Genomic DNA, 18,011 nt, shown 5'->3' with positions numbered 1-18,011 from the left:
GAGTAACCAATCTGTGGTATTTTATTGTAGAGCAAAAAGTAGCTATATACTTATTTTAAAGAAATTTTCAGTCAAAAAACAAGCTCTGATGTCATTTCTTTTTCTCCAGTTAAATACCCAACCTAATGTAATATCGGGATTATAGTTTATCCTCTGTAGTCTTCATTCTCTTCATCCAACTGCCTATCCAGAAATCACTTCTAAGTGGCACATATACCTTTTTTAGCATTGGCTCATAAGAAAGATTCCCATCTTTAAAAAAGTTAATAGGAGAAGGAGATGAAGTGGAGCATGGTACACGGTATGTTAGCGGATTACCCGCGGGAGAAAACGATTCATCAACTGTTCGAAGAGCAGGTTGAGCGCACACCGGATCACATAGCAGTTGTATTTGGGGACAAGCACTTGACGTATGCTGATCTGAACAAACAGGCTAATCAACTAGCACATGTTTTGCGGGCTAAAGGTTTAGAACAAGACGAGGCTGTCGGAATGATGGTCGAATGCTCATTGGAAATGATCATCGGAATTTTCGGGATTTTAAAAGCTGGGGGAGCGTATGTTCCGATTGATCCTGAACACCCGAGGGAACGTATACGCTATATGCTGACGGATTCTGGTGCAAATCTCCTGCTGACCCGGCTTCCAATCCACCAGCAAACAGAACTCGCCAGTGTTGTACTGGATTTGATGGACAAGCGGAACTATGGGAAAGAAACAGGGAATCTCTCATCTAAGCAAGGTTCCGACACCCTTGCTTGCATTATGTATACGTCTGGCTCTACAGGCGAACCTAAGGGCACCCTGACGATGCACTACAATATTACACGTGTTGTTAAAAAGCCGAATTACATCCAATTCTCGACAAAAGATAGGATATTACAAGTGGCCAGTTTTTCGTTCGATGGTTCTACATTTGGTATTTATGGAGCTTTGCTTAACGGAGGCACTCTCGTTTTGAACTCACAAGATCAAACCATGAATGCACGTGAGCTATCAAGCGTCCTACGGACACAACAGATCACGAAATGCTTCGTCACGACAGCACTTTTTAATGCATTGGTGGATGTGGATCCCGATTGCTTTGCAACAATTGAAACCTTGCTATTCGGTGGTGAGAAGGTTTCAGTCAGCCATGTGCGTAGAGCGTTTGCCCGTCTAGGTCCGGGCCGCTTAATTCATGTCTATGGACCGACGGAGAGCACGGTATTTTCTACTTATTATCATATCGATCATTTGGACGAAAATGCAAATACCGTACCGATCGGCAAACCCATCAGCAACACGAAGGTTTACATCTTGGATCAAGAGCAGCATCCCCTGCCACAGGGAGTTGCAGGTGAACTGTACATCGCTGGCGATGGATTAGTTAAAGGTTATTTGAATCGTCCAGAGCTGACAGAAGAGAGGTTTATTCAGTCTTCATGGGTACCTGGAGGCAGGTTGTATCGAACCGGAGATTGGGTGCAAGAGCAAGCGGACGGAAACATCGAATATATCAGCCGGATCGACGATCAAGTGAAAATACGGGGTTATCGAATTGAGCCTGGGGAAATAGAGTCGCATTTATTAAAAGTAGATGATATACAACAAGCGGCAGTTATGTTGTACTGGATTTGATGGACAAGCGGAACTATGGGAAAGAAACAGGGAATCTCTCATCTAAGCAAGGTTCCGACACCCTTGCTTGCATTATGTATACGTCTGGCTCTACAGGCGAACCTAAGGGCACCCTGACGATGCACTACAATATTACACGTGTTGTTAAAAAGCCGAATTACATCCAATTCTCGACAAAAGATAGGATATTACAAGTGGCCAGTTTTTCGTTCGATGGTTCTACATTTGGTATTTATGGAGCTTTGCTTAACGGAGGCACTCTCGTTTTGAACTCACAAGATCAAACCATGAATGCACGTGAGCTATCAAGCGTCCTACGGACACAACAGATCACGAAATGCTTCGTCACGACAGCACTTTTTAATGCATTGGTGGATGTGGATCCCGATTGCTTTGCAACAATTGAAACCTTGCTATTCGGTGGTGAGAAGGTTTCAGTCAGCCATGTGCGTAGAGCGTTTGCCCGTCTAGGTCCGGGCCGCTTAATTCATGTCTATGGACCGACGGAGAGCACGGTATTTTCTACTTATTATCATATCGATCATTTGGACGAAAATGCAAATACCGTACCGATCGGCAAACCCATCAGCAACACGAAGGTTTACATCTTGGATCAAGAGCAGCATCCCCTGCCACAGGGAGTTGCAGGTGAACTGTACATCGCTGGCGATGGATTAGTTAAAGGTTATTTGAATCGTCCAGAGCTGACAGAAGAGAGGTTTATTCAGTCTTCATGGGTACCTGGAGGCAGGTTGTATCGAACCGGAGATTGGGTGCAAGAGCAAGCGGACGGAAACATCGAATATATCAGCCGGATCGACGATCAAGTGAAAATACGGGGTTATCGAATTGAGCCTGGGGAAATAGAGTCGCATTTATTAAAAGTAGATGATATACAACAAGCGGCAGTTATTGCCCGTGAAAAGGAGGCCGGTCAAAAGCAACTGGAAGCATACTTTACGGCGACCAAAAAACTGACAGCAGATGAAATTAAAACGGCTCTCTCTATAAAGCTGCCGAATTACATGATTCCATCTTTTTATATACAACTAGAACAAATGCCATTGACACTGAATGGTAAGCTGGACCGCAAGGCACTGTTGGCCCTTGAAGAGAATATGCATGGTGGAGCAGAATATGTGTCTTCGAAGCCAGGACTGGAAACGAAGCTGATGGACATCTGGCAGGATGTATTGGGTGTGCAGCAGTTCAGTGTTTTAGATAGCTTCTTCGACCTCGGTGGGCATTCTATTCATGCGCTTACATTAATGTCGAGAATGGAGCGTGCAGGATATCACGCCACTTTAACAGACATTTACCACTATAAAACGATTCGGGCACTCGCTGATTATCTTCATTCAACTCAGAATAATATTGTAGGGTCCAAAAAGCAACAGGACATCATAAAAACAACTCAAGAGTTGATATCTTGGCTTCACCAAGAAACAGATGGTGTTTACGAGCTGGTGAAATACCAAGTAAGGGATTTTATTCACGAAGTTAGAGATATTCAGGTGCTTTACTGCGACACGGTGGCTGACGTTAACCATATCATGCGGATCATGGACGGGAAAATAACTCAAGAGCTACTGCCACACTACATTGTACCACTGCATCAAAAAGCTAAAATGGCTGATCTATACTGGACCATGGATGAAGAGGTATTTTTCCAACGTCTGGGCTTAAAAAGCATGGATCTGGATCAGGTGGAAGATTTACGCAAGCTTCTGGAAGACGATTATTTGAAAAAAGATCAGTGGATTAAAACAGGAGCAGTGGCACAAGAATATCCGCTAAGTGGAATTCAGCAAATGCAAAATTCGTTTGATACACCTCCAAGTTTAGGTATATTTAGGCTGGATGAGTGCGTGAATTACGATTTTTTGGATCAGGCTTTCGCTCATTTTGTACAAAGTCAAGGATTACTGAGAAGTGTCCCGGTCCAAAGAGATGAATGGACTTATTGGAGGGAATACGTACCTTCTAGCGATGGTTTACCAAAACTCAACATCATTGATGTGTCGGATTACAACCCATGTGGTCCCATTACGGACATGATAAATGATTATGTTACGAACACCCGTTTCGCCGAAGAACATACTTTGTTCCACATGTTTGTGCTGAAACGAAACCTTCGTGAACATTATGTCATTACTATTTATCATCATGCGATATGCGATCGGGTGACCTCGGAAGTAGCTGAAAGACAGTTGGTTGCTTGCTACAGGAGTCTGCTTCAAAATCGACCCCTTCCTACGGATGAAGTGAAGCCCTATGTGGAGTATGTCAATCTAATCCAAAGTGGACCGAAAGGAATTACGGAACAAGAATTGATATCAGCCTTTAATCTGGAAGCGTTCCAAAAAAGCAAGCAAAATGTCTTCCAGGCACCAAATCTTCGAACGAGCACAGAAGCCTACCTGTTTAACGTAAGCATCCCTGCTGAAAATCCTTCTTTGGAGTTTGCGCTTTCTGTCTATACAAGGGGCTTGCAAACTTATTTAGGTATGGATAAGCTACCATTGTTATTTTTATATGATGGAAGAAGGTACGAGGAGGCGGCTTATTATAACACGGCCGGTGAATTTATTGATTTTGTACCTATGCTGATTGAACTGAAACAAAATCCGGATGAAATGATGCAGTCTGTCAGAAGCAGACTGGAATTATTAAAACACTATACGATTAATTTTATGCATCTTCTTACAAGTCCTGATTACAAAGACAAGTGGGAACGTGCCAGAACACTTGCACAGTTTGGGAAGCAGTACGAGCAACTAGACTTATTCATGTTTAACTATTTAGGAAACAGCGCTAAGGCAGACTCAAAATACAGCAATTATTATGATGAAACTATCATAAAGCAACCCAATCCGCTACCGATCTATTCACTGTTCAATTGCATTGCTTCTTCCTACACGGACGGCCTTATTTTTTCTATACGATGCAGTTACGAGATAGAGGTTGAGGAAGTCAGGGCTGCATTTTATCAAGCTGCCGGTATGGCATCCCGGATAGGGGAGGTTTAATAACGTGATGGAATCAGCTAATACATCTAATCAGAGTAGTTCTGATAGGTCGCGACGTTACTTGCCTTTATTTTCTCAGCAAAAAGGAAATGCCGGATTGCCCGAAGGCGATGATCAAGCACTTTACAAGATTCGTTTGGGGACAAGACAGGTCAAAACGATTATGGGTTTTGTACAGCATCATCAGTTGGGTATGCCTTCTTTTATAACAGCCATATGGTCCGTACTGCTATCCCATTACTCCAATCAATACGCTCTGCCTGTTTTATATTCCGTGGTATCAGACAAGGAAGGGAAAGAATGTCGTCTGGATTATCCACTACTCATTCATATACAGAAGGAAGATCATCTTCTCTCTTTGATACAAAGGATACAAATGGAATGGAACAAACAACATAGTAGCGACGAATTGAGAGCTGATTTTTCACAGCAAACTAAAGTCGATCCTCCGTCAGAGGTAGGGAAGGATTTCTTCAATGTGGGTATCGCAGAGACTTATGATAACTTCCCATCTCCAGGTTCAAATATGGAAGAGCTGGCTCCCCTACAGGGTATAGATCAGCCAGAAATCGCGCTCTGCTACCGGTATGACCCGGATATATTGGAGTGCGCAATACAGTATGATGGAAGCCGTTTCGGAAAAAGGCAAATCGCCAGATTCGCAGGCCATTTCAAAACACTGCTGGCAAATGCACTCCTTCTTCCGGAGAAGACGGTACTATTTCACCCCATGCTGACCACAAGAGAACGCAGACAGATGCAACAATGGAATGATACGGAACAAGCCTATCCTTTGGATAAAACCGTGGTTCAATTGATCGAAGAGCAGGCTGGCCGAACACCCGATGCAATCGCTTTAGAGTTTGGAGAGCAGAAGCTGACCTACTATGAGTTAAATCACCGGGCAAATCAAATCAGCCGCATGATTTTAGAGTCGTATTCGATACAGGGGCATGGCGTTCTGCCGACCGGCACGCTGATTGCCATCGTCTTGGATAGAAGCGCAGATGTGATCCCGTCGATGTTTGGAGTTATGAAAGCGGGCGCTGCTTATCTTCCGATCGATCCCCAATATCCTGGGGAACGGCTGCGATTTATTTTAGAAGATGCACAGGCCCAAATAATTATAACGCACAGCCAATTAGTAAGTAGGCTAAATCCATATATTTCTCAAATGGGTATGGGAATACATTCGCTGATTTGTGTGGATGAATGCTTGGTGCAGCAGGACTACTATCCCTACGAAAACTTGAAGATCAAGGTTACACAGAATGATCTCGCTTATGTCATCTACACATCCGGTTCTACTGGAAAACCGAAGGGAACCCTTATTGAACACGCGGGTCTGGTTACGTTGATCCCTTATCTTGTTGAAAAGTTTGGAATCACCTCAGATTCAAGAGTCATGCAATTCGCCTCCATTAGTTTCGACGCTTCAGTCTATGAATGGATCGGCACGCTATCAGTAGGCGGAACAGTGGTTGTTCTGTCAGACGAGGAACTGCCTCCTTATGCAGACATTTCAGATATTCTTGAAGAGAAAAATATCCACGTTGCGATGCTAACGCCATCTGTGCTGCGAACGATGAAACATAGAGAACTGCCAAGGTTGCGGACAATTGTATCTGCCGGAGAACCCTGTACGCCTGATATTGTGGACTATTGGGGAAGAGGAAGACGATTCGTGAACGCTTACGGGCCGACCGAAGTGACGATTATTTGTTCTACTTCCGTCTGCAGACCGGGAAAAGAAATTACAATCGGCAAACCCGTCTATAACAAACGTTTATTCGTTTTGAATCCATTCGGCAGTCCTGTGCCTGTCGGCGTTCCCGGTGAATTATGGGTGGGCGGCATAGGGCTTGCCAGAGGATATTTGAATCGTGAAGAACTGACTCAGGAACAGTTCGTTCACAAAGAGGTTGTAATTAGCAGTGAATATCCGCCACACAGTGAGCGGCTATATAAAACCGGGGACATTGTGAAATGGACGCCGGATGGTGAATTGGTTTTTATCGGCCGTAGTGATGAACAAATTAAAATCAGAGGGTATCGTATCGAGCTAGGTGAAATAGAACATCAGCTCCGCCAACATCCTGACATCGGTCAATGTGTCGTTCAAGCCTGGAAGGACGGGTCCTACCATAAACTGGTGGCCTATTATACTGCTGTAGAAGAGCTGAAAGAGGCCGATCTTACACAGCACTTAAACTCTGTATTACCAGCTTATATGGTTCCTTCATATTTTTGTTATCTGGAGTCAGTTCCAGTAAATACAAACGGCAAAGTCGACCGTGGAGCTCTCCCTGATCCGAGGGGTACCTTATTTAATCAAGCTGATGAAATTGTGGAAGCAGACGAGGACGGTTTCGAAAAGCGCTTGCTTTGGATTTGGCGGCAGATTTTAAAAAGAGGAGATATCGGGGTTAACGACCATTTTTACGCGGTTGGGGGAGACTCAATTCTTGCCATTCAGGTCGTATCTATGGCCAGGGATCATGGTATCATGCTTACTCCAAGACAAGTTGCGGAGTATCCAACCATTCAGAAATTAGCTGCTGTGGTTACTTGGACAGACAATGATCAAAAGGAAGATCTCAGCATTGACTTGACAGGCGAATTTGGTTTGACACCGATCCAGCACTGGTTTTTCGAGCAACAGTTTGTAGAGCCGCATTATTTCAACCAATCCCAGCTGTTTGTACTCCGTGATTGTGATCCTGTGAAGCTGGAAACCGCCATTAATCAATTGATTCGATTACATCCAGAGCTGTCGATGGAGATCGTAGTCAAGGAACATGCGTATTCGCAGCGCTACCGAAAGGATGCTTCCATTCAACTGGCTAGCTACACCCTTCAACAAGTCGATTATCCCGAATCCGAAATTTCAAGCATATGTGATACGTGGAACAGACAATTGAATTATGAGACGGGCGCCATGATGTATGCAGGAGTAATTCAAGGCCACCCTGACGGTAAAGCCCGTCTGTTTATGACTATACATCATCTAGTCATTGATGGAGTGTCTTGGAGAATATTAGTCCAGGAATTGTATCAATTGTATCAGGGTATAGCGCTGCCTACTGTTTTAAATCCATACAAGAAGTGGCATTCTGTATTGATGAGTTATTCTAAACATAAAGATACTTTACGTCATATTGAATATTGGAAAAAAGTACAGCATCAAACTACAGCATTTGTATTGCCAGTAGACCATTACCCGGATCGTAAAAAGAGCAGTGAATCTTCGGAATTAGTTACAATGCTTACTCCTGACGATACGGAACTGCTTTTGCACCATTGCTCCCAAGCTTATCATACCGAGATTAACGACCTGCTACTTACAGCCTGGTCCCTGGCGCTCTCCGCTTGGTCTGGGCAGAAGACGATTTCGTTTCGCTTAGAAGGCCATGGACGTGAGCACTTTGTATCCGATATAGATCTGACAAGAACCATCGGTTGGTTTACCTCCATGTTTCCGGTATGCATTCAGATTACGGACAGTTCCCCCTTGGGAGCGACGATTAAATCTGTCAAAGAGCAGTTGCGTTGTATTCCTCACCGCGGCATGTCATATGCCGCTTTGAGATACTGCCATCCGAATACAGAAGTCCGTTCCGAGTTATCAGCTTCTGAACCTCAGGCTCTTTTCAATTACTTGGGCCAGTTTGATCAGGGGAATGCGAGCGAATTAAACCAGTGGTTAGGGTTTACAAGTGACGCAGCACAGGATTATAGCTCGCCGCTTAATCATGGAACAAGCCTATTGGAACTCAACTGTTCCATTGTTCATAGCAAGCTGCATTTGTTTATGAAATATAGCAAACATCACTATGAAGAAACCACCATTACTCAGTTGTTAGATACTTTTATAACACGTGTGCTTGCTATTATCGAACATTGTAGCCGGACTGAACACCAAGAGTTCACACCTAGTGATTTTCCATCCGTGTCACTGGAACAACATTCGCTTGACGAGATCGTAAAGACATATCATTGGCAATATGGTTTGGATAAAATGATGTACCTAAGTCCCTTACAAGAAGGACTGCTGTTCCATTATTTAGATCATCCTAGTTCCGATCAATACTTTGTGCAGGTTAGTTGGAAATATCATGGTAGGCTAGAGGTAGACTGTTACCGGGAAGTCTGGAACAGCATTATTTCTGAAAATGATAGCTTGCGGACTTGCTACATTTGGGAGGCGTTGGACAAGCCCATACAATGTATTATCCGAAATGCAGAATGGGATTGGACATTTTTGGATTTTGAAGCAGAGCAACCAGAGCAGCAACAAGAGTGTATCGAACGCTGGATGACAATGGATCGTAATCGCCGTTTTGATCTGAGTCAGCCTGCATTCCGCATAACACTGATTCAGACTGCTTCAAACGAATGGACGATGATCTGGAGCTACCACCATATTTTGCTGGACGGTTGGAGCCTGCCGCTACTAATAAATCGAGTTCATGAGCTCTATGCTTGTAGCCTGCAAAACCGGATGCCACAGCGCAGCTTGACCCGTTCTTATGAAACTTATATTCGTTGGTTAAACAATAAGGATCGCACAGAGGCCGAGTTATTCTGGAAGGCATATTTAGCCGACGTAACGGAGCCAACCCAACTACCGATAGAGAAGGGCATACTTCCCGGGGCACATCAACCGATTGAGAACCAGCAGATCGAGACTCTTTGTATTGATCCGAGACGAACCAAGCGGATCGCTGATTTTGTTCAGCAAGCGCAAGTTTCGCTAAATACGTTGGTGCAGTTTGCATGGGGTAAAGTGCTACAAGTCTATCAAGATGCGGATACAACCATATTTGGTATGGTCGTTTCCGGAAGGGGATCGGATCTTGCAAAAGCGGATCAGATCACAGGTATGCTGATTAATACGCTGCCTTTGGTCATGCACTGGAATGTCGAGCAAACCATCACTGAATATGTACAAAAGCTGCACCAAACCATTCAGAAACTAAATGACTACAGCTATGTGAGTCTGAATGAACTGAAGAGCTGGACTGGTATTCAAGGACATGTCATGTTTTACAGCATCGTAGCATTCGAAAATTATTTGAACGACTATCGGCAACCAGAAAATGAATTGAAGATGTCAGCTATGGAGGAACGAGAGAAAACGAATTATCCAATGACGATCACCGTTGCCAATGACGGGGAACAGATCACCATCAAGTTTATGTATGATGCAGATCGATTGAACCAAGAAACGGTTTGTCGACTAGCAGAGCATCTGCTAAATACGCTGGAATATGTGCTGGAATACCCGAATTACAACGTCAGAGACGTTTGCTTCATGAACAAGGATGAATATGAACGAATCGTCTACGACTGGAACAATACGTATACAGCATATCCCAGAGAGTGTTCAATTATTGATCTATTCCAAGAGCAAGTGGAGCTGCGGTCTTCACAGCCTGCAGTAATTGCGCACAATCAGGTTATGTCCTACCACACCCTAAACCTCATGTCCCAGTACGTTGCCAAGATGTTAACGGATGATGCTGATGATAACAATCGTGGAAAGTTTATTGGAGTTTACTTGCCGCGCTCTCTTGAATTCATTGTCTCCATCCTGGCGATCATGAAAGCGGGATATGCCTATGTTCCCATTGACCCCGATTTTCCGGCAGCAAGAACCCGCGAATTAATCAAGGACGCTGGACTGGACACCATTATCACTTCACAGGAAGGAGCGGAACGTATCTCGGAAGCCTGTAAGGGAATCCGTTTAACACTGATGGATACAAAGTATTTTGACCAAAATGGAGTTGTAGAACAAGAAGAGAAGGAGAACATGATTGCTCCCAATGACCTTGCTTATCTAATGTATACATCCGGATCGACGGGAAAACCGAAAGGCGTTATGGTGGAACATCGCAATGTCATTCGCTTGGTCAAAAACACCTGTTATTTTCCGTTTTCTTCTGATATCAGATTGCTTTATACAGGTTCGCCTGTTTTTGACGCTTCTACGTTTGAAATTTGGGGGACGCTGCTGAATGGAGGACAGCTGTTTGTAGTTTCAAAAGATGATCTTCTAAATATACATGTGCTGGAGCAGCGGATGAAGGAGTGGAGAATTAATACACTATGGCTAAGTTCTGCACTGTGTAATCACTGGATTGAAGAAAATGAAAAGATATTTGCTGGAATCCAATGGTTGCTCATAGGTGGGGAAGTTTTGTCGGTTAAGCATATCAATCGTATCCGTCTTGCCAATCCGGAACTTTCGATTCTCAATGTATACGGTCCTACGGAGAACACCACCTTTTCGACGAGCTACCGGATCGAAAAGCCTTTTGAGCAGAATATCCCTATTGGCAAGCCCATTAGTAATTCAACTTGTTATATTCTGGACAAACGGGGCCGTGTTCAGCCTGTCGGAGCAATCGGGGAATTATACATGGGAGGAGACGGGGTTGCAAGGGGTTATTGGCGGCAAAACCAAATGACACAGCAGGCGTTTTCGCCGAATCCATATCGTTCTGCCAAAGATGGTGAAAGAGGTACGAATTCAATTCTATACCGTACGGGAGATCGGGCAAGATGGCTGCCAGACGGGAATATCGAGTATATCGGACGGGCTGACGATCAGGTAAAACTTCGCGGCTATCGAATTGAACTCGGAGAAGTCGAGTTCCGTCTTAGCAGCTATCCTGTAGTGAAAGAATGTCTGGTCTTTATCCGGGAGGTTTATGGCGATTTGCGGATGATCGCTTACTATACAGCGGAAGAGGAGCAACGAGTGGAGCAGCTTCATACTTTTATGGCCGAAGGTCTTCCTTCTTATATGTTACCGTTTCGTTACGTTTGGCTGAAATCGTTCCCATTAACGGCTAACGGGAAAATCGATCGCAAAAGTCTTCCTTTACCTGAAATCCATAGCAGCGATAAGGAAGCAAATGCTGGACCGAAGACTGAACTGGAGCAAACCATAGAAGCAGTTTGGTGCACGGTTCTGAAGCTTGATTACATTGGCAAGGCTGAAGATTTCCACACGTTGGGAGGACATTCGCTCCATGCACTACGCATAGCCAGCCTGTTGCAAAAAAGTGGATATCCGGTTACGGTCAACCAAATATTTCGCGAACAGACGATCGAACGTTTGGCCCTCTCATTGATCAATGCAATGACGGATACAGCAACTGACCTTTGTCCGAACATGGATATCCCATATCAGTCTATAAGAAAAGAATACCCGGATGACGGATTTCCGCTGTCTGCTGTACAAAAACGTTTTTTCCAAAGAGATCTCGTGAATTATAACATGTTTAATGTACCTTACTTGGCTCGGCTCAAGAATTACATTCCTACAGAATTGCTGAACGCGTCGATTGAACCACTATTGAACAAACATGCGGCGTTGCGGCTGTCGTTTGCTCAACTGGATGATGAATGGTATCAGTTTGAGCAGAAAATAAGTGCAGGACAGGTAGTTTCTTACGTAGATTTGCACATGATCTCGGGATCACATGACGCCTACATTTCGGAATACTGCTCGAAAGTGCAGCATGAATTCGATATCAAGGAAGGACCTTTATGGAAAGTTGTGTTGTTTGACCATTATTACGAAAAGAGACAACAGGTGATATTACTTCTGTTCCATCATTTAATTTTTGACGGGATTTCCATAAACATTTTTTTAGAAGAGTTGAGACGTCTTCTCTTGCCGGGAAAAAGGAGTGATTTGGCGTTACATGCGGAGGAGAAGGAAAGCAGTTATCGGGATTGGTGCATAGCGTTGTCGCAATATGCGGCAAAGGACCCTTTTCCTAAAGCATCCACTTTCTGGAGTAAGGTTGTGGAAGGCGGCCAATCTTTACAGGTTGACAGGGAATCGGAGATACAGCCTCTTCACCGACACATGAGAACTATAACGTATGATTTACTTGAAGGAGAGGAGCATATTCTTCTTCTAAAGGCATTGGCTATGAAGCATCATACTACTCCACTGAGCATCTTACTGACGGCGTTGTCACAAGCTTGTTTCCAATTGAAAAAGCAATCGGATTTGCTGCTGCATGTGATGTCTTATCAACGTGAGTCTTTTTTGCCGGGTATTATGATTGATCGTACTATCGGTTTTTTTGCTGGTGCATACCCTCTTCGAATTCAGATCCCAGAAGGAGAACTGTTGGGGAATTGGGAAACGGCACTGAGACATGTCACACATACGTTGCGGCATATTCCATCTGAAGGCTTGGATTATTTTATTTTACGACATATGATACAGGGAATTTATCTAAATAAGGAACCACTAAGGGACGGAACACACATGCTTTTCCATTACCAATCAGAGGAAATGAACGGGATAGCTGATGATTTGTTTGAGCCTTTACCCATATCTTACGGAAATACGAACGCGGCGGACAATCCCTCTGCTTACAAGTTAAATATGACGGCAGGTCTTAGATGCGACAGATTAAGTTTAACCTGCTATTATAGTTCACTGCATTATAAGGATCAGACGATCGCTGAGCTAATACGCCTCATATCCAGACATCTGTGCCAAAGCATCAGTGTTCGCCCATATACCATGATAGCGGAGGGGAGCTTCAGATTATGAAAATATATGAATTTTGTCCATTTTTCAATGAAAATCGCATTGCAGATATTAAAATAAAAGAAAATTCCGGTTGGATTGATGAGTTGCACGTGATCGAAGCTAACAAGACGTTCAGCTATTTAGATAAGCCTCGGAACTTTAATCCAGATTATGTTGGTCCCAAGGTCATTTATCATCCATTTCATGCGGATCAACTGTTTCGTGAACCTGAGAAGCACTCATTGTACTTTGATGTGGATAGCTGCGGTGCGGACAACTTTGACCGCTGGTACTGGCGTCTGCTCAGCCATAACAGTGCGTTTCATAATGAGGCTTGCCAAAGAAACAAGAGTACCTCTATCTTGCAGGATAAGGTTGAGGATGATGATGTGATCATTTTGGCTGATTTTGATGAGATCATTGATAACCGGATGGCGGATCGTATTGTTTCGGAAGTGAAGAAACATCAAGTTATTACAATTAAAATGCACTACTCTGTATTCTTCCTGAATCTTTTTTGCCAATCTAATCACGGTGCTCCTTATTGGAGCTATCGCGTGTTCGCCATGACCGGCCGGTACTTCAAAAGTATGCCTTTCTTACCCGACTATCTCAGGAAGAAAGGGATTGCTGAAGCGCTGTATCATGACATTTATTGTCTGGAGGAGCCAGCTGGATTCCATCATTCATGGCTTGAATATCAGAAAACCGCGCTTCCCAAACTGCAAGCTTTTGCCGCCAATGTAGAAGATAAAAGTATTTTAAATGCAGAGTATATTGATCAATGCTTACATGATAAAAAGCTGTACTATATTGATACTGAACTTTATGTTGATAACTCAAAATCGTTTTTGAGCAGTCTACAGGAACTTAAAACAGATGATCTTTGGTACAATTAAAGGGAAAAGAGATCAAATAAAAACTGCCGACGGGGTCGGCAGTTTAGTTTAAAGACCTTCTGATGTATCAGATTGATTTATCGGAAGGTTGTTTTGCTATGTACTTGGAATCAATAGTAGCTGCTTGAATTCAATGAACTTATGAGTGCAGGCAACAGAGCAACAGCCATAATGATATAGATTACGATTACAATAGCGGCCCAAAGAAGGCCTGCTTTAGCGTAATTAGCTTTGCTCGGATTAGTCGAGCCGCTAAATGCCCACACAAACAGCATAATAAGTCCAACTACCGGTATAGCCATCAGAAGTAAACTGATCATCCATTCCTTGAATGAGACTGGAGGCGGGTACACAGGGGCTGGTCTGGATGGTGCTCCTTGTTGATTGTTTTGCGGATTAAACTGGTTAGACAATTGGATCTTCTCCCTACGTGATTAGTATGTTGTGTTTCCTATATTGACCAAAACATCATACATGATATGACAATAAGCAACAAGTAAAATTCAGTAAACAGTCTAATAGTACTATCAAACGATTAAAAATAGGTCTATACACCCTATTGACGAAGCAGTTTTTATATATTATTGTATTGATATTAACATTTTGTTTTTATCAATTGATTCAAATTAAAAGTTACATAGAGCATTCGCCACTTTTGACTCAAAAGCGATGAAATACCCATATATGAACAGGTAGGTGACGCAAGTGACAGATGGATTGAAACATAATTACAGTGGCTTGACGGAAGAGGAATTTTTGGCCGCTTATGATGCGAGTGAATATGAGCGCCCATCCGTAACGGTAGATATGCTGCTATTTACGGTAATGGATCAGCTCCAACAAAATTACCGTAAGCTGCCGGAGAAGACCCTACAGCTTCTTTTGATCCAAAGAGGGGAGCATCCCTATATAGGACAATGGGCGTTGCCAGGTGGTTTTGTAGGCATAGATGAAAGTCTGGAAGAAGCTGCACGACGCGAGCTTAAAACGGAAACGAATGTGGATCAGATTTATATGGAGCAGCTATATACTTGGGGAGATGTGGGACGTGATCCACGTATGCGGGTGATCAGTTGCGCTTACATGGCTTTAGTTGACCACGATTCCTTGGAGGTACAGGCGGGGGATGATGCCGCTGATGCCCAATGGTTTGAGCTGGATTACAGCGTAGCTCAGGAGACGCGGACGAATCAGCCGGAAGGTTACACATGGGAACAAGACATTGACATCAAATTGAAGCATGGGGACATCCATCTGTCAGCCAAAGTAAAAATAACTGAAATTCTTAAGGGAAGAACCATTGAAATCAAGCGAGAAGTGCTGGAGTCACAGGGAATTGCTTTTGATCATGCCAAAATTATTGCGTACGGTATAGAGCGTCTGCGCAGCAAAATAGAATACACAGATATCGCGTTTCACCTGATGCCAGCTCTATTTACACTGAGTGAGCTTCAGCAGGTGTATGAAATTATTCTAGGTAAGGAGCTGTTGGCCGCAGCTTTTCGTCGTAAAATAGCTGATCTCGTGGAAGAAACCAATGAGTATAGAAAAGCGGCCGGACACCGTCCATCCAAGTTATACCGATTTAAGCCTCGGTCGCGTTTTATGTAACATAAGGAATATGAAATGAGGAATCATCATGGAAAAGTTTACGTTTTTTTATCGCAGTCATTCGCCGTTTTCGCAATGGTATCCTTCTGATTTTGTCATGGATGGATTGGAGTTTAACTGTGCCGAGCAATATATGATGTTAAAAAAAGCACAGCTTTTTGGGGATGAAGAGGCAGCCCTGAAAATTATGCAAGCCCCCACCCCAAGGGAGCAAAAAGCCCGTGGCCGCAGTGTGCGCGGATTTGACCAATCCTTGTGGGAGGCCAATTGCCGGCAATTTGTGTATGACGGTAATTACGCCAAGTTTACACAAAATCCGAATTTGCTCAAGCATCTGCTTAAAACGAAAGGAACCACTCTGGTTGAGGCTAGTCCGACCGACACCATTTGGGGTGTAGGCTTAGCTGAGAGCGATGCTCGTATACGGAACCGCAAGCTATGGCGTGGCACGAACTGGCTAGGAGAAATATTGACGAATTTACGTGAGGATGTATTGCAAAAGGAGGAACAGTCATCATGAAAAATACAATGAATTCCCGGAGCAACCGGGATGCTCGATCGCAGATGGCGCAGGAGACACTATCCATTTTGGAAAATGGGTATTATACGAATATCAAGCAGGCTCAAGTAAATATGACAAAAGAGATAGAGAATGCGGTCACAGGCTCGAGGTTATACACACCTTCTCAGCTGGTGGCTGTAAAGCAAGAGACAGAGCAAATAATAAAAAGTATATTGGAGCCTTCTTCCCGCATAGACGAACAGACGATCATTGCAAAATTGGAAGTTACGGGAGAAAGTACGTTACAGGCAGCATACAGACTCCAGGTAGAGGAGAAGCTGACCCACGTGGCGTGTTTGAATTTTGCATCAGCCAAAAACCCGGGAGGTGGATTTCTCGGAGGCAGCCAGGCTCAAGAGGAAAGCTTGGCTCGTTCGTCAGCGTTGTATCCTTGCATTTCACAAATGGAAGAGATGTATGGACATAATCGGAAGCTGCGGAGCTGTTTTTATTCAGATTATATGATTTATTCGCCTGAAGTTCCGGTATTTCGGGATGATCAGGGAACATTGTTGGAGAAGCCCTATCAAGTCGATTTCCTGACAGCACCTGCTGTAAATGCTGGAGTGGTGCGAGAACGGGAGCCAGAGCAGGTGAATCGGATAGGTGAAGTGATGCTAGAGCGAATCCGTTACATTCTTGGAATGGCTAAGCAAAACGACGTAGAACATCTTGTGCTGGGAGCCTATGGTTGCGGGGTATTCCGCAATAAGCCGGAAGAGGTTGCCCTCTGGTTCAAGCAAGTGCTTGTAGATGAAGGATATGGTTTGCTGTTTGACCGGATTGTTTTTGCAGTGTTGGATCACAAAGCAGACCAACATACTTTAAACAGCTTTAAAAATGTTCTTTCTTGAAGTAAAGGCAGTGCATTAAATCGTTTACTATAATATCTCATGAAAAAGGAAGGTGCTGAATGGAACCATCTTCGAATATAACCTGGCATGTGTCCGATATTGATAAGCAAGCGCGTCAGCTTTTGAATGGCCATAAAAGTCCGGTGCTTTGGTTTACAGGGCTGTCTGGTTCGGGAAAATCAACGGTATCCTCCACACTTGAAAAAGCGTTATATGCACGAGGCATACACACGTTTATTTTGGATGGGGATAATGTTCGGCATGGTTTAAATCGGAATCTAGGCTTCCTACCCGCTGACCGTAAAGAAAATATTCGTCGTATTGCTGAAGTTGCAAAGCTAATGGCACATGCGGGTGTCCTAACCATTTGCGCCACCATTTCCCCTTATCGTGAAGATCGTGAAATGGTAAAGGAGATTTTAAAGCAAGAAGGTTGCTATGAGATATATATACAGTGCAGCCTGGAGGAATGTGAGCGACGCGATCCAAAAGGAATGTACAAGAAAGCGCGCGCCGGAGAAATTCATCATTTTACGGGGATTGATGCTCCTTATGAAGCACCGCTGGAACCGGATCTAATCGTATCCACTGAAGGGCGGGAGGTAATCCCGTCGGTTCAGGATATCTTGGATTTTCTCGATAGCAAGCAGCTACTTTTATGATTTTATGATGAATTCTATATGAATATTGTCTGAAAGCCTCAATGGCAAAACTTCGAGAAGTGATCAAAGGAATCATTACAGAACGTGAAAATGGAAGTATACCTATTAGTAAATAAATACAGTAGTGCATATACGGCAAGCCTTATAGGGCTTGCTTTTTTATTTATGATTTTAAACTAATTCTAAATCCTAAATTATAATAATTATA

The 18,011-nt window shown here is 43.6% G+C and carries 9 protein-coding genes; 8 read left to right on the top strand and 1 reads right to left on the bottom strand.

The features are described 5' to 3' along the window. Positions 1-279: 279 nt before the first annotated feature. From ACYCS5_RS28565 to ACYCS5_RS28550, 4 genes are all read left to right on the top strand, one after another. Positions 280-1,620, top strand: coding sequence for a non-ribosomal peptide synthetase (locus ACYCS5_RS28565; RefSeq protein ID WP_459760547.1), 1,341 nt, complete (start codon positions 280-282; stop codon positions 1,618-1,620). Positions 1,621-1,694: 74 nt separating this feature from the next. After that, positions 1,695-4,649 (top strand): AMP-binding protein, encoded by a 2,955-nt coding sequence (locus tag ACYCS5_RS28560; RefSeq protein WP_459760546.1) that lies wholly within the window; start codon positions 1,695-1,697, stop codon positions 4,647-4,649. Positions 4,650-4,656: 7 nt separating this feature from the next. Beyond that, the gene (locus ACYCS5_RS28555) at positions 4,657-13,236 is read left to right on the top strand and encodes an amino acid adenylation domain-containing protein (RefSeq protein WP_459761356.1); all 8,580 of its coding nucleotides are present in this window, start codon (positions 4,657-4,659) and stop codon (positions 13,234-13,236) included. Continuing rightward, positions 13,233-14,114 (top strand): glycosyltransferase family 17 protein, encoded by an 882-nt coding sequence (locus ACYCS5_RS28550; protein ID WP_029517521.1) that lies wholly within the window; start codon positions 13,233-13,235, stop codon positions 14,112-14,114. The genes ACYCS5_RS28555 and ACYCS5_RS28550 overlap by 4 nt, the downstream gene beginning before the upstream one ends. Before the next feature lie 110 nt (positions 14,115-14,224). On the opposite strand, the gene ACYCS5_RS28545 is transcribed toward ACYCS5_RS28550, so the two are convergent. Continuing rightward, a complete protein-coding gene (locus tag ACYCS5_RS28545) occupies positions 14,225-14,527 on the bottom strand; it encodes a hypothetical protein (RefSeq protein ID WP_069011801.1) in 303 nt (100 codons plus the stop codon). A 292-nt stretch (positions 14,528-14,819) separates the two neighbouring features. Between ACYCS5_RS28545 and ACYCS5_RS28540 the strand changes: the two genes are divergently transcribed. The 4 genes from ACYCS5_RS28540 to cysC are packed head-to-tail and all read left to right on the top strand — an operon-like array spanning position 14,820 to position 17,803. Beyond that, positions 14,820-15,725, top strand: coding sequence for an NUDIX hydrolase (locus tag ACYCS5_RS28540; RefSeq protein ID WP_459761355.1), 906 nt, complete (start codon positions 14,820-14,822; stop codon positions 15,723-15,725). Between the two features lie 28 nt (positions 15,726-15,753). After that, positions 15,754-16,245 carry an NADAR family protein gene (locus tag ACYCS5_RS28535; protein WP_340885587.1) on the top strand — a complete coding sequence of 164 codons (492 nt, stop codon included), beginning with the start codon at positions 15,754-15,756 and terminating at the stop codon, positions 16,243-16,245. After that, positions 16,242-17,141 carry a TIGR02452 family protein gene (locus ACYCS5_RS28530; protein WP_459760545.1) on the top strand — a complete coding sequence of 300 codons (900 nt, stop codon included), beginning with the start codon at positions 16,242-16,244 and terminating at the stop codon, positions 17,139-17,141. Before ACYCS5_RS28535 ends, ACYCS5_RS28530 begins: the two co-directional genes overlap by 4 nt. A 59-nt stretch (positions 17,142-17,200) precedes the next feature. Next, positions 17,201-17,803: an adenylyl-sulfate kinase gene (cysC, locus tag ACYCS5_RS28525; RefSeq protein WP_165146527.1), complete on the top strand. Its 603-nt coding sequence runs from the start codon at positions 17,201-17,203 to the stop codon at positions 17,801-17,803. Positions 17,804-18,011: the final 208 nt, after the last annotated feature.

It is taken from the genome of Paenibacillus sp. SEL3 (genome assembly GCF_054602585.1).
The sequence above is the reverse complement of the archived record's forward strand: the minus strand, read 5'-3'. Positions and strand labels throughout refer to the sequence as shown.